We start from the raw sequence: 18,759 nt of genomic DNA, 5'->3' as shown, positions 1-18,759 counted from the left end.
GGTGTCGAGCTCCCGGTGGCGGTAGCCGTTACGCCTGGCCGTCCGGTCCGGGGAGGACTTGCCCCACTCGGCACCAACAACGGCATCGGCGTCCGCGGACAGCAGGGTATTGATCATGGTCTGCAGCGGGGTACGCATCATGTCCGGGGAGGCTTCGGACAGGGCTTCACCCAGCAGGCCGGCAGGGTCGATAATGTAAGGAGCGGTCATCGTTGTGACTCCGTTCGAGGATTCTTGGAAGGTTGACTCGAAGGATCACACGGTGGCCGCGTCCACATCAGGAGCGATGTGCCCGGGCCTCCGTGCGTTACACCACTCTATGGGGCACTACCCGGGGGCGACAGATTTCAGGAATGCTTCGGGGTTGTGCGCGGCGTGCAATGACGTGAAGGAGAACCCGGGGTGGACGCACGAGGCGGACCCCGGCCGGCTCATCGTCACGACCCCGACCGGTGCGCGCTATGAGGCGGCCACGCCGCCGTCGATCGGAGGAGCGTACTGGCAACCAGCACACTCGCCTCCCAGCCGTGGTGCACCCCCACCACAGGGCGCACCGGCGGCTTCCGACCAGGGCGATCTGCTGCCCGATGGGGCGGGCGGCAGCGCCCGTGCCCCAGTTGTGCGGCTCATCCGACTGCGGCCGCCGGTCGCCGGACCGGGAGCCGGGTACCGGCGGGGGAGTGCGCAGGAGAAATGGTACCGTGCGTACCTCAGCGCCCACCGTGCCGGATGAACGGGCCTGAACCTCGAGGAGACGGTGTGCTTTCCGCGGGTCGGCTCGTGGCCGACGGTCGACTACGACCCGCGAGCTCGACCCGGGCCAGGGGCTCAAGGGTACCCACACCCACCGCGAGATCACCGACGAGCAGATCGTCGAAGAGCTGGAACTGATGTTCCACGACCACGATGTCCTGACCGCACAGCTGGAGCGCGCCGGTTTCGAGCTCACCGCTGTGGGTGGCGACTGGCGCCGGACGCCCTTCGACGGCACCCAGCCGATCACGGTTCTCGAGGCGCGCGCAGCAGCACCCCACGGCTGTGAGCACGGACAGCGCACAGAGTGTGGAGATGGCACGCTCCGGCGCCGACGGCCGGCCACCTGTCGGTTCGGAACGGTCGCGTGTCGATACGGACTGCATGTTGTTCTCGAATTGGAACTGCCGAAGGCGTGGTTTAAGCAGGACTGCCGCTAACCTGGATCTGTCACGATCACGAATCATCCCTGCGAACGCAGAAAGTGCAGGCGCAACGATGTCCTCACCTCAGAACCCCTACGGCTCTGATCCGAACAATCCGTACGGCAACCAGCCCGATCCTCAGGCCGGCGGCTCCTACGGCTCCGACCAGGGCTACCAGGCTCCGCAGTACGGCTCGCAGCCCGGCGGCTACGGCGAACAGCCGGGCTACGGCTCCCAGCCCGGTGGCTACGGGGACCAGTACGGCTCCCAGCCCGAGTACCAGGCCGCCGGCGGCTACGGCGACCAGCAGGGCTACGGACAGCAGGGGTACGACCAGCAGGGCTACGGCAGCGGACCCCAGGGCTACGGCAACGATCAGTTCAGCCCCGCCTACGACGGCAACGATCCCTACAACTCCGGGTACGGCTACGGCGGCGGCGACCCCAAGGCGCGCAACATCTGGGGCATCCTCGCCCTCGTCGCCGGCATCATCGCCCTGCTGAGCTCCTTCGGCGCGCTCATCCCGATCGTCGGCATCTTCATCGGCATCTTCGCCCTCGTCGTCGGCATCGTCGCCGTGATCTTCGGCTTCGTCGGCCTCAACGCCGCCAAGAAGGGCAAGGCCACGAACAAGGGCCTGAGCATCACCGGTCTCATCCTCGGTGCATTGGCCATCGTGCTCTCCATCGTCCTCGCGATCGCGAGCACCTTCTGGTTCGTCGACCAGGTGGAGCAGTCGAGCACCGGCGCCGCCAGCACTGCGCCGGCCGACCCGAACAGCGACCCCGCGCAGGAGCCCAGCGAACCCGTCGAGGAATCGACCGCAGCGGCTCCCGAGGAGACCGAGGACGCCGCACCCCCGGCATCGGGCGAGGGCGTCACCCTCACCGACGGTGTGACGATGAGTGCTTCCGTCGGCGCGGACAAGGTCGAGGAGTTCTCCGCCCCGGCGACCGGCGGTGAGATCGCCCGCGTCGAGTTCACCATCGACAACACCTCCGGCGAGGAGTTCGACCCCGGCTTCCCGCTGATCGAATGCACCTACTCGGGCGGCACCTGCGAGGACGTCTTCAACGGCGCCGAGTACGACGGCGGGCTGTCCTTCGCCCCCGTGCCGGCCGGCGAGTCGGAGACCTTCGTCATGGGCTTCATGGTGCCGGAGGCCGACATCGACTCGATCGAGCTCTCGGTCGCGATCAGCAACTCCGACCAGGGCATCGGCAACCCGTACATCTTCACCCGCGGCTGACCACCGCTGCGCCCGCCGGGGCCGCCCACTCCCTCCGGGGAGCGGGCGGCCCCGCGCCGTCCGCTCTCCCGCCGCCGATCACCCCGCAGCGGCCCCCCCGACCATCGCCGCATCACTCGGAATCCCCTCGGCGAGCCGTCCGATGTCCGGGGCACGATATAGACTGCACTACGCGTTCGCACGACACACCAGAAACCGCCAGACCGAGGAGCTCCGCAGTGTCAGACACCATTCATCTCGACGGATCCGACATCCCGTTCGAGGAGGGGATGACCGGGGCCACGGTCTACGCGGACCGCCCGGAGGTCATCGCGATCCGGCTGAATGGTGCACCCGCCGACCTCCACCGTGAGCTCACGGCCGGCGATTCGCTCGCTCCCATCACGCTCGCCGACCAGGACGGCCTCGACATCCTGCGCCACTCCGCGGCGCACGTCATCGCGCAGTCGGTGCAGGAGCTCTTCCCCGGCACCCGCCTGGGCATCGGCCCCTACATCACCGACGGCTTCTACTACGACTTCCAGGTCGGCGAGCCCTTCACCCCCGAGGATCTCAAGGCCATCGAGAAGCGCGCGCAGCGCATCGTCAAGGAGGGGCAGACCTTCCACCGCGTCGCCGTGAGCGACGAGGAGGCCCGCACCCGCCTCGCCGACGAACCGTTCAAGCTCGAGCTCGTCGCGGACAAGGGCAATGCCGGCCAGGACGCCGAGGCCTCCGTCGAGGTCGGTGCCGGCGAGCTCACGATCTACGAGAACCGCAATCGCAAGGGCGAGGTCGTGTGGGAGGACCTGTGCCGCGGGCCGCACCTGCCGAGCACCAAGCTCATCGGCAACGGCTTCGCCGTGACGAAGTCCTCGGCCGCCTACTGGCGCGGCGACCAGGCCAACGACACCCTGCAGCGCGTCTACGGCACCGCCTGGGCGTCGAAGGACGACCTCAAGGCCTACCAGCACCGCATCGCCGAGGCGGAGAAGCGCGACCACCGCAAGCTCGGCACCGAGCTCGACCTCTATTCCTTCCCCGACGAGATCGGCTCCGGCCTGCCCGTGTTCCACCCCAAGGGCGGCATCGTCAAGCGCGAGATGGAGGACTACGTCCGCCGCCGGCACGTCGAGGCCGGCTTCGAGTACGTCGGCACCCCGCACATCTCCAAGGAGGAGCTCTTCCACACCTCGGGCCACCTCCCGTACTACGCGGACACGATGTTCCCGCCGATGACCGTCGACGAGGTCGTCGACGCCGACGGCACCGTCGTCAAGCCGGGCATGGAGTACTACCTCAAGGCCATGAACTGCCCGATGCACAACCTGATCTTCTGCTCCCGCGGCCGGTCCTACCGCGAGCTGCCGATGCGCCTGTTCGAGTTCGGCCACGTCTACCGCTACGAGAAGTCCGGCGTCATCCACGGCCTCACCCGCGTGCGCGGCTTCGCCCAGGACGACTCCCACTCCTACGTCACCGAGGAGCAGGCACCTGACGAGATCCGTCACCTCCTCGACTTCATCCTCGATCTGCTCCGCGACTTCGGGCTCGACGACTTCTTCCTCGAGCTCTCGACGCGTGATCCGGAGAGCGACAAGTTCATCGGCTCCGACGAGCAGTGGGCGAAGGCCACCGCGGTGCTCGAGGAGGTGTGCTCGGAGACCGGGCTCGAACTCGTCCCGGATCCCGGCGGCGCGGCCTACTACGGCCCCAAGGTGTCCGTGCAGGCGCGCGACGCGATCGGCCGCACCTGGCAGATGTCGACGATCCAGTACGACTTCAACCAGCCCGAGCGGTTCGGCCTCGAGTACCAGGCCTCCGACGGCACCCGCAAGCAGCCGGTGATGATCCACTCCGCGAAGTTCGGCTCCATCGAGCGCTTCATGGGCGTGCTCGTCGAGCACTACGCCGGTGCGTTCCCGGTCTGGCTCGCCCCCGTCCAGGTCGTCTGCGTCCCCGTCGCCGAGCCCTTCGTGCCCTACCTCGAGGACATCGCCGCGCGCCTGCGGGCCGCAGGGGTGCGGGTCGAGGTCGACGACTCCGACGACCGGATGCCGAAGAAGATCCGCACCGCGACCAAGGAGAAGGTCCCCTACATCCTCATCGCCGGCGGTGAGGACCAGGAGGCCGGCGCCGTGTCGTTCCGGTACCGCGACGGCAGCCAGGAGAACGGGGTGCCGGTGGACCGGGCGGTCGAGATGATCACCGAGGCGATCGCGACGAAGGCGCAGGTCTGACGTGAGCGGCAGCAGCCCCGAACAGCCTGCCGCGGACCCCGCGGACCGGACTGCCGCATCCCCCGCATCCCCGGGGATCCCCGAGCCCGAGGCGGCCGCCGGCTTCCCCGGTGAGCCGGACGGCCTGCAGCGCCTGTGGACCCCGCACCGCATGGTCTACATCGGGGGGCAGGACAAGCCGGCCGGCGCGACCGAACACGCCTGCCCCTTCTGCCTGGCCCCGGAGAAGTCCGACGAGGATGCGCTCATCGTCGCCCGCGGCACCACGGTGTATGCGATCCTCAATCTCTACCCGTACAACCCCGGCCACCTCCTCGTCTGCCCCTACCGCCACGTCGCGGACTACACCGACCTCACCCCGGAGGAAACCATCGAACTCGCAGAATTCACCCAGCAGGCGATGCGCGTCGTGCGCGCGGTGTCCGGCCCGGACGGCTTCAACATCGGGATGAATCAGGGCCAGCTCGCCGGCGCCGGGATCGCCGCGCACCTCCACCAGCACCTCGTGCCGCGCTGGATCGGCGATGCGAACTTCCTGCCGATCGTCGCGCAGACGAAGGCGCTTCCCCAGGTCCACTCCCAGGTGCAGCAGCTGTTCGCGGAGGCGTGGAACCGATGATGAAGCCCTCCGACGTCGCCCACCTCCACACCGTCACCCATCCGGTCCGCTCCCCGCACGACCCCGCGACGGTGCTCGTCGAGATCGCCCGCCCGCACCCGGACTCCGACACCACCCTGTCCCAGCTCTTCGCCGTCGATCTCGACCGGCCCGGGGCCGCCCCGGAGCGGGTCACCCACGGCTGGCACGACAGCGCACTGCGCTTCGCCGGGCGGACCGCGGGACTCCTCCGCGCCGCCCGGGACGCGCGCCCGCAGCTCCACATCGCCACCGGGACCGGGGAGGCCCGTCCCGTCACGGACGCACCTCTGGGCGTCAGCGCGTTCGCGCTGCGCCCCGACGGCGCGGCGGCCGCCTGGGTCGCTCGCGAGCCCGAACCCGGCCGCTACGGCACCGACCCGGACATCGGACCCGAGGCCGAGGCGCCGCGCCGCATCACGCGGGCGAAATACCTCTCGAACGGGGTCGGCTACGTGCTCGACCGCCCGGCCCGGCTGTTCCTCACCCCCCTCACCGCACCTGCCGCCGGCCCGGCGCCTGCCGCAGCGGACGACGCCACGGACACCACCGGCCTGCTCGGGGCCGAGGACGTGCCGGAGCCGCAGCGCCTGCCCGCACCCGCCGGCGACGTCCGCGACCCGCAGTACTCGCCGTCCGGCAGCGTGCTCAGCGTCATCGCCGACGTGCCCTCCGGCGACGCGGACGTCGACACCCGCTCGACCGTCTGGCTCGTGGGCGAACAGGAGGCGACCCCGCTCGACCTCGGCGACGTCGCGGTGTCGCATCACCTCTGGCTCGACGACTCCACCCTCCTCTTCACCGCGAGCTCCCGAGCCGGCGGCGCGACCGACTTCGTCGCCCGGACCCTCGGCCTCCATCGCCACGACCGTGCCACCGGGACCACCGTGCGGCTCACCGACGAGGAGAGCGTCGAGCTCGCCGACATCGCCCCCGCCCTGTCCCGGCAGGGCTCCGTCCTCGCGGTCACCGTCTCCGACGGCGCGCAGCGCATCGTGCGCATCCCGATCGCCGGGACCAGCACTCCGTCGACGGCCGCGGACCTCGACCCGCTCACCCCGGCCGACCACGTGGTCGACGGCCTCGTCGAGCTGCCCGACGGCTCCCTCGTCTACACCGCCGGGACCCCGGCGAGCGCCGGGGAGGTCCACCGGCTCGGCAGCCGGGATTCGGCCCCGCAGGCGCTCACCGCGCTCAGCCGGATCGACGACCCGGTGATCCCGACCCCGATCGCCGCCGCCAGCCCGCTCGGCGAGATCCACGGCTGGGTCGCGATGCCGCGCGGCGAGGGACCCTTCCCCGTGATCCTCAACATCCACGGCGGGCCCTTCGCCCAGTACTCGCACGCCCTGTTCGACGAGACGCAGGTGCTCGTCGAGGCCGGGTACGGCGTCGTGTGGAGCAACCCCCGCGGCTCCCACGGCCGCGGGCGCGCCTGGGGTGCGGCGGTCCAGGGCGACCTCGCCGACCCCGCTGCGGCGGACGTCCTCGCCGTGCTCGAGGCCGCTCTCGCGGCCCACCCGCAGCTCGACCCGGAACGCCTGGGGATCCAGGGCGGTTCCTACGGCGGCTACCTCACCGCGATGATCATCGGGTCCGACCAGCGGTTCGCCGGTGCGATCGTCGAGCGCGGCTACCTCGTCCCGCAGAGCTTCATCGGCACCTCCGACATCGGCCGCTTCTTCTCCGAGGGGTACACCGGCACGGACCCCGAGGAGATCGCCCGGCAGTCGCCGCTCGGCCGGGTCCCCGCAGTCCGCACCCCGACCCTCGTCATGCACTCCGAGCTCGACCACCGCTGCCCGCTCGAGCAGGCCCAGCAGTACTTCGCCGCGCTCCAGCGCGCCGGGGTGCCCAGCGAGCTCCTCGTCTTCCCCGGGGAGAACCACGAGCTGTCCCGGTCCGGCCGCCCCCGGCACCGGATCCAGCGCTTCGAGGCCGTGCTCGACTGGTGGTCCCGCGTGTTCGCTCCTGGCTCGAGGGCCCCCGCTGCCGACGGGGCCCCCGGCACCGGAGAACAGGACTGAGCGGATGCTCAACAGCATCGCCCGCCGGGCGTTCACCGCGCTCTTCACCCCGGTGGCCCGGCTGCTCCTGCGGATCGGCCTGACCCCGGATGCGGTGACGGTCATCGGCACCCTCGGCGTGTGCGCCGGGGCGCTGCTCGGCTACCCCTTCGGGCACCTGTTCTGGGGCACCGTCGTCATCACCTTCTTCGTGTTCGGCGACATGCTCGACGGCATCATGGCCCGCCTCGCGGACCGCCGCTCGACCTGGGGCGCGTTCCTCGACTCGACCCTCGACCGGTTCGCCGACTCCGCGGTGTTCGTCGGCATCGCCCTGTGGTACTTCCTCGGTGCCGAGGACCCGCTCACCGCGCTGCTCGCACTCGGCGTGCTCGTCACCGGCTCGATCGTGTCCTACGTCCGAGCCAAGGCCGAGGGCCTGGGCGTGACGGCGGCCGGCGGGATCGCCGAGCGGGCCGACCGCCTCCTCGTCACCCTCGTCGTCACCGGCCTCGTCGGGCTCGGTCTCCCCGACGTCGTGCTCACCGTCGCCCTCGCCGTGCTCATGGTGCTGTGCTCGATCACCATCGGCCAGCGCATCGTCGCCGTCCACCGCCAGCTCGCCCATGAGGAGGACGACCGGTGAAGATCAGGACCGCAGCCCGCGTGGTGCTGCTCAACGCGGCCGGAGAGGTCTTCCTCCTCCACGCCCGCGACCTCCACGACGACTCCCGCCGCTGGTGGCTCACCTGCGGCGGGGGAGCGGAGATGGGGGAGACGCCCCAGCAGACCGCGGCCCGCGAGCTCGCCGAGGAGACCGGTCTCGTGTGCGAGCCCGCCGAGCTGCTTGGGCCGCTCGCCACCCGCCGGGCGGTGATGGAGTTCACCGAGCGCACCCTCCACCAGGACGAGGTGTTCTTCGGCCTCGTGAGCGAGGACGAGTTCGACCTCGCCGACGCCGTGTGGACCGAGGTCGAGAAGCGCTCGATCGTCGGCGGCCGCTGGTGGTCCCAGGACGAGCTGCGCCGGACCACGGCGACCGTCTACCCGCCGCGCCTCACCGAGCTCATGGACCTCGTGCGCTCGGGTACGGCACCGGCTGTGCCGCTCGTGCTCGACTGACCTGGCCGTCCGGCCCAGCGCATCCTGCCCGGCCACATGCGCCCGGCCCAACGCATCCGCCGCGCGTCCGACGGCCGTCCCGCGGTGACGCGGCGCTACAATGATCCCCGGACCGGAAGCGCAGGCCGCGCACACCGCGGCTCGCGCACATCGCTAACGATCGCAGGGAGACATCAGTGTCAGGTCACTCCAAATGGGCCACGACCAAGCACAAGAAGGCGGCCATCGATGCCAAGCGCGGGAAGCTGTTCGCCAAGCTCGTGAAGAACATCGAGGTCGCAGCCCGCAACGGCGGCCCGGACACCGACGGCAACCCGACGCTCTACGACGCGATCCAGAAGGCCAAGAAGTCCTCCGTCCCCAACGACAACATCGAGCGCGCGGTCAAGCGCGGCGGCGGGCTCGACGGCGGCGGGGTCGACTACCAGACGATCATGTACGAGGGCTACGGCGCCGGCGGCGTCGCCCTCCTCATCGAGTGCCTCACCGACAACCGCAACCGCGCGGCCTCCGACGTCCGTGTCGCGGTGACCCGCAACGGCGGGTCGATGGCCGACCCCGGCTCCGTGTCCTACAACTTCAACCGCAAGGGCGTCGTCACCGTGCCGACCGCGGGCACCGACGAGGACGCCGTCCTCGAGGCGACCCTCGACGCCGGCGCCGAGGAGGTCAAGGACCACGGCGAGACCTTCGACATCATCAGCGAGGCCACCGACCTCGTCGCGGTGCGCACCGCGCTGCAGGATGCGGGCATCGACTACGACAGCGCCGAGGCCGCGTTCGTCGCCAATGTCGAGGTGCCGCTCGACGCTGCGACGGCGCGCAAGGTGTTCTCCCTCATCGACGCCCTCGAGGACCTCGACGACGTGCAGAACGTGTACTCCAATGCGGACGTCTCCGACGAGGTCCTCGCCGAGCTCGACGCCGACTGATGCGCATCCTCGGCGTCGACCCCGGGCTCACCCGGTGCGGCCTCGGGGTCATCGACTCCCGACCCGCCCGCACCGCCGAGCTCGTCGCGGTCGACGTCGTGCGCACCCCGGCCGGCGACTCCGTGGACGTCCGGCTCGGGGCGCTCGCCGAGGCGTTCGACACCTGGCTCGACGAGCACCGGCCCGATGTCGTGAGCATCGAGCGGGTGTTCGCCCGCAACGACGTGTCGACGATCATGGGCACGGCCCAGGTGTCCGGCCTCACCATGGGGCTCGCCGCACGCCGCGGGATCCCCGTGGCGATGCACACGCCCTCCGAGGTCAAGGCCGCGATCACCGGCAACGGCCGGGCGGACAAGAAACAGATGACCCGCATGGTCACCCGCATCCTCCGCCTCGACGCCCCGCCCACCCCGGCCGACGCCGCCGACGCGCTCGCGCTGGCGATCTGCCACCTGTGGCGCGGAGCGACCGCGGCGACCTCGACCCCGGGCCCCACGAAGGACCTCCTCGCCCGGCAGGCCGCCACCCGGCAGGGCGCCGGCCTCACGCGGGCCCAGGAGCAGTGGGCGGCCGCGCTGCGCAGCTCTCGCCGCTGACGTGACGCGCCTCGGCGGGAGGCCCGCGACCGGCGTGACGCGCCGAACCGAGCCCGGCTGACCGGTGCGGCGGACCCGGTGCGGATACACTCGTATTCGTACATCCGTTCCCACAGGAGTTCGAGTGATCACCTTCATCTCCGGCCGCGTGCACTCCGTCCGCGCCGACAGCCTCACCGTCGTCACCGCCGGCCTCGGACGCCGCGTCCATGTCACCCCGCAGCTCGCCGCCGACACCCGCCACGGCGCCGAGATCGATCTCCACACCGTGCTCGTCGTGCGCGAGGACTCGCTCACCCTCTACGGCTTCGCCGGTGAGGACGAGCGGGACCTGTTCGAGACCCTGCAGACGATCTCCGGGATCGGCCCCCGCCTGGCGCTCGCGGTGCTCAGCGTGCTGTCCCCGGACGAGCTGCGCGCCGCGATCGCGAGCGGCGACCAGGTGCCGCTGACCAAGGTGCCCGGGGTCGGCAAGAAGGTCGCCGCCCGGCTCATGCTCGAGCTCGCCGGGAAGATCGACACGAGCGTCGCCCGGCCCGCCCCGGGTCGCGCCCCGGCCGCGCCCCCGGCGGTCGCCGCCCAGGTCGTCGACGCGCTCGTCGGACTCGGCTGGCGTCAGGCCCAGGCGGAGTCCGCGGTCGAGGACACCGCCGCCGGGCTGAATGACCCGACCGTGTCGGAGCTCCTCAAGGCTGCGCTGCGCGCGCTCGGGGCCCGCGCATGAGCGACCGCAGCTACGAGGTCGACTTCGGCGCCGAGGAGCCCACCGGGGCCGAGCTCGAACGGCTCACCCGGGCCGGTGCCGGGGAGGTCGAGCGCGCCGCCGAGGCCGCCCTGCGACCCAAGGGCCTCGGCGACTTCATCGGCCAGCCGCAGGTGCGCGAGCAGCTCTCCCTCGTCCTCGACGCCGCCGCCGCCCGCGGGAAGGCCCCCGACCACGTGCTCCTGTCCGGCCCGCCGGGCCTGGGCAAGACGACGCTGGCGATGATCATCGCCCACGAGATGCGCTCGCAGATCCGCATCACCTCCGGCCCGGCCGTGCAGCATGCCGGCGACCTCGCCGCGATCCTGTCCTCGCTCGAGGAGGGAGAGGTGCTCTTCATCGACGAGATCCACCGCATGGCCCGCGCCGCGGAGGAGATGCTCTACGTCGCGATGGAGGACTTCCGGGTCGACGTCATCGTCGGCAAGGGGCCCGGCGCGACCGCGATCCCGCTCGAGCTCCCGGCCTTCACCCTCGTCGGCGCCACCACCCGCTCCGGCCTGCTGCCCGCCCCGCTGCGCGACCGCTTCGGATTCACCGGCCACCTGGACTTCTACACCGTCGCGGACCTGCAGACCGTGCTCGTGCGCTCGGCCCGGATGCTCGGCATGGAGGCCTCGGAGACCGGTCTGCAGGAGATCGCCTCCCGCTCCCGCGGCACCCCGCGGATCGCCAACCGGCTGCTGCGCCGCGTCCGGGACTGGGCGCAGGTGCGCGGCACCGGGGTCGTCGACCTGCCTGCCGCACGCTCCGCGCTCGAGGTCTACGAGGTCGACGAGCGGGGCCTCGACCGGCTCGACCGCGCCGTGCTCTCCACCCTGTGCACGCGGTTCGCCGGCGGCCCGGTGGGGCTGAGCACGCTGGCCGTGTCCGTCGCGGAGGAGCCGGAGACCGTCGAAGAGGTCGCCGAGCCGTTCCTCGTCCGCGAGGGACTGATCTCGCGGACCCCGCGCGGGCGGATCGCCACTGCGGACGGCTGGGCCCACCTCGGGCTCACCCCGCCCGATGGCACGCTCGGCTTCTGAGCCGTCGGCCGCCGACGCCCCTCGACGACGACCCTGAACAGGCGATTGGGACGGAGACACCCCGGCCACTACACTGGATCACTGGCTCCCAACAGCGGCGGTCGCGCGCGCACCGTGCGCCGGCCCCGCTCTCCTCAGCGAAAGGCTGGCCCTGACGTGGACATTCTCCTTCTGGTCGGACTCGGTGCCCTGCTCATCTTCTTCATGTTCAACTCGCGGAAGAAGCAGCAGGCGCGGATGCGACAGATCTCGGACAACCTCGTCCCGGGCGTCGAGGTCATGACGACCTTCGGCGTCTACGGCACGGTCGTCGCCGTCGACGCCGAGAAGATGGAGGTCACCCTGGAGAGCGGGCCGGGCACCGTGCTGCGCGTGCACCGCCAGGCGATCGGTCAGATCCAGACCCCCGTCGAGGCCGCACCGGCCGATCCCGCGCTCGGGGAGGACGCCGCGGCCCGCGAGGACGCCGGCCCGGTCGTCGATACCGCGCCTGATGCACCCGCCGGCGCGGACGCCGCCGAGGCTCCCGTCGAGGACACCCCGGCCGAGACCGCCGAGGAGGCCGAGCGCCGCCGCATCACCGACGCCGAGCTCGACGCGATCAACGAGGCCCGCCGCCGCGAGCAGTCGACCCCCGGCTCGGAGGCCTCCCCGGAGACCGCCGTGGACGCCGACGCAGACGCCGACGCAGACGCCGACACCCCTCGCACCGACATCGACGGCACGACCGGCGAGCCGCGCGGCGAGCGCTGATCCCGCACCGCTGCCCACCCCTCACGAACGGAAGACCGATCTGTGTCCGCACCTGTGAATAAGCCCCGTCCGGGACTGCGCTTCACCTGGCTGGGAATCCTCACAGCTGGCCTCATCGCCCTCATCGCCGGCGGCTCCATCTGGTCCACCGCCGTCTGGAGCCCCAACCTCGCGCTCGACCTCGAGGGCGGCACCTCGATCATCCTCGAGCCGCAGGTCGAGGATGCCTCGATCACCACCGAGCAGCTCGAGCAGGCCGTATCGATCATCCGTCAGCGCGTCGACGCCACCGGCGTGTCCGAGGCGGAGATCACCACCCAGGGCGACCGCAACATCGTCGTCAACCTGCCCGGCAATCCCGACGAGGAGACGCGCGACCTCGTCCGCTCCTCCGCGCAGCTCGCCTTCCGCCGCGTCGCCGTCGTCGCCGCCCCGGAGCCGCAGACCGATGAGGAGCCCGTCGAGGAGGAGGTCCCCGCCGGGCCCGAGCTCTCCGAGGAGGAGCAGCAGCGCCTCGACGAGCTCCTCGGCACCGGTGAGGAGGGTGCCGGAGAGGGTGCGCCCGAGGACGCCGAACAGCCCGAGAGCGGCGGAGCGGTCTCCGGACCGGCCGCTGCCAAGGACCCCGCTGCCGACGTCGACCCCGCTGCCGAAGACCCCGCGCAGGCCGGGGGAGCGGTGCCCGGCCCGGCAGGCTCGAACGAGCAGGCACCCGCCGACGAGGCACCGGCCGAGGGCGGCGCCGAGGACCAGGCGGCCGAGACCTTCCCGCGCTTCGACCCGATCGGCGACACCTCGTGGATGAATGAGGAGATCCTCGCCCGGTTCGCCGAGCTCGACTGCACCGACCCGGAGAACCGCACCGGCGGCGACAGCGGCCCGGCCGAGGAGCCCATCGTCGCGTGCGCCCAGGACGGCTCCGCGAAGTTCGTGCTCGGTCCCGTCGAGCTCGACGGCTCCCACGTCACCGACGCGAGCTTCGGCTACGAGATGTCCTCGGCCGGCACGCAGACGAACAATCTCGCCGTGACCCTCGAGTTCGACGACTACGGCGCCGATGTGTTCGGTCAGATCACCGGTGCCATCACCGGCCAGCAGCCGCCGTACAACCAGTTCGCGATCGTCCTCGACGGACTCGTGCTGTCCGCCCCGGAGTCCCGCACCCCGGTCACCGACGGCCGCGCACAGATCACCGGGAACTTCAGCCAGGAGGAGGCGGAGACGCTCGCCAACCAGCTGAAGAACGGCGCGCTGCCGATCAGCTTCCAGGTGCAGAGCGAGCAGCAGATCTCCCCGACGCTCGGTTCCGACTACCTCGCCAAGGGCGTGCTCGCCGGTGTGATCGGCCTGCTCCTCGTCGTCGTGTACTCCCTGTTCCAGTACCGCATGCTCGGCCTCGTCACGGTGTCGAGCCTCGCGGTGGCCGGAGTGCTGACCTACCTGCTCCTCCTGCTCGTGTCGTGGCGCTACGGCTACCGCCTGTCGCTCGCCGGCATGGCCGGCATCATCGTCGGCATCGGCATGACCGCGGACTCCTTCATCGTCTACTTCGAGCGCGTCCGCGACGAGATCCGCTCGGGACGCCGCCTCGTTTCCGCAGTCGAGATCGGCTGGGACCGCGCCAAGCGCACGATCTACGCGTCGAAGGCCGTGAACATGCTCGCCGCGGTCATCCTCTACATCCTCGCCGTCGGCAACGTCCGCGGCTTCGCATTCACGCTCGGCCTCACCGTCATCGTCGACGTGCTGCTCGTCGTGCTCTTCACCCACCCGATGCTCCAGGTGCTCGCCCGCACCCGGTTCTTCGGCGAGGGGCACCCGATGTCGGGCATGGACCCGCGGCAGCTCGGCGTCAAGCAGGCCGCCTACCGCGGCGCGATGGGACTCGACATGGAGAAGGCGAAGGAGAAGTCCTCCAAGCGCCGCTCCTTCGGGGAGGCGAAGCGACGGCAGGCGGCCGCCGAGCGCAAGCGGGCCGGCACCGCCGGCCGGTCGCTCGCCGAACGGAAGTCCGGGCGCAGTCTGGCCGACCGCTCGGGTTCGACCGCGCTGCTCGAATCGGATGACGCGGATCCGGACACCGAGGGCACCGCAGAGCTCTCGCTCGCCGAGCGCAAGGCGCGCGCCCGCCGGGCCGCCGCCGAGGATGCCGAGGCGAGCGCGCCGACCGAGGACATCGCCGAGACCGGGACGGACCCGGAGCCCGAGGGGGATGCACGATGAAGAAGTTCTTCGCCTGGGGCAACGACCTCCACAGCGGGCGCAGGTCGATCCCGTTCGTGCCGAAGACGAAGCTGTGGCTGTCGATCGCGGCCGTCGTGCTCGTCGCCTCCGTCATCGTGCCGCTCGTCAACGGCTTCAACTTCGGGATCGCCTTCACCGGCGGCAGCGAGTTCCACGTCGCGAACACCTCCGAGACCGACGAGACGATCGGCACCGAGGCGATCACCTCCGTGGTGCCCGGCGCGGAGCCGAACGTCGTGCCGACCTCGGACACCTCGCTGCGGATCACCACCGACCAGCTCACCGACGACGAGATGCAGCAGGTGCGCGAGTCGCTCGTGGCGGCCTACGAGGTCGACAACGAGGACGTCACCTCGACCTTCGTCGGGCCCACCTGGGGTCAGGACGTCACCGAGAAGATGATCCGCGCCCTCGTGATCTTCGTCGCGATCGCGATGGTCGTCATGGCCCTGTACTTCCGCACGTGGAAGATGTCGCTCGCCGCGATCGTCGGACTGTTCGTCGTCATGATCGTCACGATGGGGATCTACGCGACGCTCGGCTTCGAGGTCACCCCCGAGGCGATGATCGGCTTCCTCACCGTGCTGAGCTTCTCCCTCTACGACACCGTGGTGGTGTTCGACAAGATCAGGGAGAACACCGATGACTACGAGTCGAACCGGCGGATGAAGTTCTCCGAGCTCGTCAACCTCGGCGTCAACCAGACCACCGTGCGCTCGATCAACACCTCGGTGATCTCGGTGCTGCCGATCGGTGCGATCCTCTTCATCGGCGTCGCGCTGCTCGGCGCCGGCACGCTCACCGACATCTCGCTCTCGCTCTTCATCGGCACGATCGTCGCGGCCGCCTCGACCCTGTTCGTCGCCTCGCCGTTCTACGCCTGGCTGCGCAGCCGGGAGGACGCCGTGCAGGAGCAGGAGCAGCTCGTCGACGAGACCCGCGAACGGCTCGGCCTGCCCGATCGTGCGCCGGTGCTGTTCGAGGACGAGGAGCTCGCGAAGGCCGAGCGCGCGGAGTCCGCACGCGCCTGAGCCGCCGGAGTACGATGGACCGAGCAGGTTCGAGAGAAGGGGCGAGGCATGGCGCAGTCCGTCGATGACGCCGCCGGTGCGGGGAAGCGCTCCCGGGGGTTCTCGCGCCTGGCGTGGTGGACGGCGCGCAGCCAGCAGACCCCGGAGCACCCCAAGGCGCTCGCACCCCTGCTCCAGGCCGTCGCCCACAACCACCCCAAGGCCGACATCGACGTCGTGCTCCGCGCCTACCGGGTGGCGGAGAAGGCGCACGACGGGCAGATGCGCAAGAGCGGCGACCCCTACATCACCCACCCGGTGGCGGTCGCCACGATCCTCGCCGAGATCGGCCTGACCCCGACGACGCTCGCCGCCGCCCTCCTCCACGACACCGTCGAGGACACCGAGTACAGCCTCGATCGGCTGCGCGCGGACTTCGGCGAGGAGATCGCCGTGATGGTCGACGGGGTGACCAAGCTCGACAAGATCGAGTACGGCTCCGCCGCGCAGTCGGAGACGGTGCGGAAGATGATCGTCGCGATGTCGCGCGACATCCGCGTGCTCGTCATCAAGCTCGCCGACCGGCTCCACAACGCCCGCACCTGGAAGTACGTGCCCGCCGCCTCGAGCACGAAGAAGGCCACCGAGACCCTCGAGATCTTCGCCCCGCTCGCCCATCGGCTGGGCATGAACACGATCAAATGGGAGCTCGAGGACCTGTCGTTCCAGGTGCTCTACCCCAAGGTCTACTCCGAGATCGTCCGGCTCGTCGCCGAGCGCGCCCCGGAGCGGGAGAAGTACCTCGGCATCGTGGCCCGGGAGCTCGGCGCGGAGCTGAGCGAGTCGAAGATCGACTACACGATCTCCGGGCGGCCCAAGCACTACTACTCGATCTACCAGAAGATGGTGGTCCGCGGCCACGACTTCGCCGAGATCTACGACCTCGTCGGGGTGCGCGTGCTCGTCGAGACGGTGCGCGAGTGCTATGCGGTGCTCGGCCACGTCCACGCCCGCTGGTCGCCGGTGGCCGGGCGCTTCAAGGACTATATCGCGATGCCGAAGTTCAACATGTACCAGAGCCTCCACACCACGGTGATCGGGCCCTACGGCAAGCCGGTGGAGATTCAGATCCGCACCCGCGAGATGCACCGCCGCGCGGAGTTCGGCGTCGCCGCGCACTGGAAGTACAAGGACCGCCGCCGGGTCAACCACGCCGCGCTCAGCGGCGCCGGGGACCGCACGGCGAAGGTCGGGGACTCCGGCGAGGTCGACCAGATCGCGTGGCTGCGCCAGCTGCTCGACTGGCAGCGCGAGACGAGCGACCCGGACGAGTTCCTCGACAACCTCCGCTTCGAGGTCAACTCGAAGGAGGTGTACGTCTTCACCCCCAAGGGCGACATCGTCTCCCTGCCGGCGGACTCGACCCCGGTCGACTTCGCCTACGCCGTCCACACCGAGGTCGGGCACAAGACCATGGGCGCGCGCGTCAACGGCCGCCTCATCGCCCTCGACACCGCCCTCGCGAACGGCGACGTCGTCGAGGTGTTCACCTCGAAGGACGAGAACGCCGGGCCGAGCCGCGACTGGCTCGCATTCGTCAAGAGCCCGCGGGCGCGGAACAAGATCCGGCAGTGGTTCTCCAAGGAGCGGCGCGAGGAGGCGATCGAATCCGGGCGGGACCAGCTCGCCCGGGCGATGCGCCGCCACCGGCTCAGCGCGGAGAAGCTCATGAGCCAGGAGGCCCTCGTCGTCGTCGCCAATGAGCAGCGGCTCGGCGACGTGTCCGGCCTCTACGCCGCGATCGGCAACGGCACGATGTCCGCCGCCCACGTCGTCGACCTGCTGGCCAAGGAGGTCGCCGGGGACGAGCCCGAGGACTACCCCGCGCCGACGAATCCCACCGGCAAGTCCCGCGGCCACCACTCCTCGACGTCCGGGGTGCGCGTCAAGGGCGCCGACGACATCCTCGTCAAGCTCGCCCGCTGCTGCACCCCGGTGCCTGGCGACGAGATCGTCGGCTTCGTCACCCGCGGGGCCGGGGTGTCGGTGCACCGGGCGGACTGCTCGAACGTCGCCGGTCTGCGCCGCGAGCCCGACCGGATGGTCGACGTCGAGTGGTCCGAGCACAGCTCCGGGGTGTATCTCGTGCAGATCCAGGTCGAGGCCCTCGACCGCGCCGGCCTCCTGTCCGACATCACCAAGGTCCTCACCGAGAACCACGTGAACATCCTCTCCGCCTCCGTCGCGACCTCGAAGGCGCGCGTCGCGCAATCGCGGTTCGTGTTCGAGATGGGCGATGCCAACCACCTCGACACCGTGCTCTCCGCGGCGCGCCGCGTCGACGGGGTGTTCGACGTCTACCGCATCACCGGCGGCTGATCGCTCAAGCCCCGCCGGCCCCGTCCGGGCCGAACACCTGCGCCGCGACCCGGCGCAGCGCGCGCACGTGCGGCCGCCGGTACTGGTCGTCGAGGTAGTCGAGGAACTCGGCCCGCTCCGCCGCCGGCACCTGGGCGGCCGGCCGTCGCAGCCTCGCCGCCGCCTGCTCCTCGTCGCCGGAGTCCTCCCACGCCAGCAGCACGAGGTCGTAGAGCGTGCGCGCCGGAGCGGTGACCTCGATCCCGGCGACCCGGGCGAGGTCGCCCCCCTGCACCCAGCGCTCGTAGGTGATCCACGGATCGTCCGCCCGCCGCGCCCGGCGCCGGCTGCGCGTCGTGTACTCGCGGGTCGTCGGGCCGGTGCCCACGCCCCACCACACCCAGTGCGCCGAGTGGTGGGAGAGCACGAGCCCGCGCGCCGCCGGCCGGCCGAGCGCCCGCGCCCGGAGCTCCGCGTCGACGCGCGTGCCGACCGGCACCCAGCAGCTGTCGGTGAGCCGGAACACGAGCCCGTCGAGCGCGAGGTCCATGAGCTCGGTGTAGGTCAGCGGTTCGCCGATCCGCAGCACATCGTCCATGCGCTCCATGCTCCGGCGTCGGGCGGGCCGGGGCAACAGCGGCCGCGCAGCTGTGGACAGACCGAC

General features: G+C 70.9%; 16 protein-coding genes. 14 read left to right on the top strand and 2 right to left on the bottom strand.

What is annotated here, in order from left to right; all coding sequences use genetic code 11:
- The coding region (locus MTQ12_RS05885; RefSeq protein WP_247424980.1) for a transposase at positions 1 to 210 on the bottom strand (210 nt) is incomplete at its 3' end.
- Between the two features lie 1,041 nt (positions 211 to 1,251).
- Here MTQ12_RS05885 and MTQ12_RS05880 point away from each other — a divergent pair.
- From MTQ12_RS05880 to MTQ12_RS05810, 14 genes are all read left to right on the top strand, one after another.
- Positions 1,252 to 2,427, top strand: a complete 1,176-nt coding sequence (locus MTQ12_RS05880; RefSeq protein ID WP_247424978.1) for a DUF308 domain-containing protein — start codon at positions 1,252 to 1,254, stop codon at positions 2,425 to 2,427.
- 218 nt (positions 2,428 to 2,645) lie between these two features.
- Complete coding sequence (thrS, locus tag MTQ12_RS05875) at positions 2,646 to 4,646, top strand: threonine--tRNA ligase (RefSeq protein ID WP_247424975.1); 2,001 nt, start codon at positions 2,646 to 2,648, stop codon at positions 4,644 to 4,646.
- Positions 4,647 to 4,722: 76 nt separating this feature from the next.
- Entirely contained in the window at positions 4,723 to 5,265 is a 543-nt protein-coding gene (locus MTQ12_RS05870; protein WP_247425001.1) for an HIT domain-containing protein, read from the top strand.
- The gene (locus tag MTQ12_RS05865; protein WP_247424972.1) at positions 5,262 to 7,310 is read left to right on the top strand and encodes a prolyl oligopeptidase family serine peptidase; all 2,049 of its coding nucleotides are present in this window, start codon (positions 5,262 to 5,264) and stop codon (positions 7,308 to 7,310) included. The genes MTQ12_RS05870 and MTQ12_RS05865 overlap by 4 nt, the downstream gene beginning before the upstream one ends.
- Before the next feature lie 4 nt (positions 7,311 to 7,314).
- On the top strand, positions 7,315 to 7,935 hold the full coding sequence (pgsA, locus tag MTQ12_RS05860; protein ID WP_137319845.1) for a phosphatidylinositol phosphate synthase: 621 nt from the start codon (positions 7,315 to 7,317) through the stop codon (positions 7,933 to 7,935).
- On the top strand, positions 7,932 to 8,411 hold the full coding sequence (locus tag MTQ12_RS05855; protein ID WP_247424969.1) for an NUDIX domain-containing protein: 480 nt from the start codon (positions 7,932 to 7,934) through the stop codon (positions 8,409 to 8,411). The genes pgsA and MTQ12_RS05855 overlap by 4 nt, the downstream gene beginning before the upstream one ends.
- 176 nt (positions 8,412 to 8,587) lie before the next feature.
- Entirely contained in the window at positions 8,588 to 9,343 is a 756-nt protein-coding gene (locus MTQ12_RS05850; RefSeq protein ID WP_137319843.1) for a YebC/PmpR family DNA-binding transcriptional regulator, read from the top strand.
- Positions 9,343 to 9,942 carry a crossover junction endodeoxyribonuclease RuvC gene (gene ruvC / locus MTQ12_RS05845; protein WP_137319842.1) on the top strand — a complete coding sequence of 200 codons (600 nt, stop codon included), beginning with the start codon at positions 9,343 to 9,345 and terminating at the stop codon, positions 9,940 to 9,942. Before MTQ12_RS05850 ends, ruvC begins: the two co-directional genes overlap by 1 nt.
- Positions 9,943 to 10,066: 124 nt before the next feature.
- Positions 10,067 to 10,666 (top strand): Holliday junction branch migration protein RuvA, encoded by a 600-nt coding sequence (ruvA, locus tag MTQ12_RS05840; protein ID WP_247424966.1) that lies wholly within the window; start codon positions 10,067 to 10,069, stop codon positions 10,664 to 10,666.
- Positions 10,663 to 11,730 carry a Holliday junction branch migration DNA helicase RuvB gene (gene ruvB, locus MTQ12_RS05835; protein ID WP_247424962.1) on the top strand — a complete coding sequence of 356 codons (1,068 nt, stop codon included), beginning with the start codon at positions 10,663 to 10,665 and terminating at the stop codon, positions 11,728 to 11,730. Before ruvA ends, ruvB begins: the two co-directional genes overlap by 4 nt.
- Positions 11,731 to 11,886: 156 nt before the next feature.
- Complete coding sequence (gene yajC, locus MTQ12_RS14975; protein WP_348983848.1) at positions 11,887 to 12,483, top strand: preprotein translocase subunit YajC; 597 nt, start codon at positions 11,887 to 11,889, stop codon at positions 12,481 to 12,483.
- Positions 12,484 to 12,537: 54 nt separating this feature from the next.
- The gene (gene secD / locus MTQ12_RS05820; protein WP_247424959.1) at positions 12,538 to 14,706 is read left to right on the top strand and encodes a protein translocase subunit SecD; all 2,169 of its coding nucleotides are present in this window, start codon (positions 12,538 to 12,540) and stop codon (positions 14,704 to 14,706) included.
- Positions 14,703 to 15,758, top strand: a complete 1,056-nt coding sequence (secF, locus tag MTQ12_RS05815; protein ID WP_137319838.1) for a protein translocase subunit SecF — start codon at positions 14,703 to 14,705, stop codon at positions 15,756 to 15,758. The genes secD and secF overlap by 4 nt, the downstream gene beginning before the upstream one ends.
- Positions 15,759 to 15,806: 48 nt before the next feature.
- A complete protein-coding gene (locus tag MTQ12_RS05810) occupies positions 15,807 to 18,116 on the top strand; it encodes a bifunctional (p)ppGpp synthetase/guanosine-3',5'-bis(diphosphate) 3'-pyrophosphohydrolase (protein WP_247424956.1) in 2,310 nt (769 codons plus the stop codon).
- 4 nt (positions 18,117 to 18,120) lie between these two features.
- Here the strand turns inward: MTQ12_RS05810 and MTQ12_RS05805 are convergent, their stop codons facing one another.
- Entirely contained in the window at positions 18,121 to 18,693 is a 573-nt protein-coding gene (locus tag MTQ12_RS05805; protein WP_137319836.1) for a hypothetical protein, read from the bottom strand.
- Positions 18,694 to 18,759: the final 66 nt, after the last annotated feature.

The sequence above is a fragment of the Brevibacterium sp. R8603A2 genome (assembly GCF_023072605.1).
GTDB lineage: Bacteria > Actinomycetota > Actinomycetes > Actinomycetales > Brevibacteriaceae > Brevibacterium > Brevibacterium pityocampae.
This window is presented reverse-complemented; position numbering and strand designations above follow the sequence as displayed.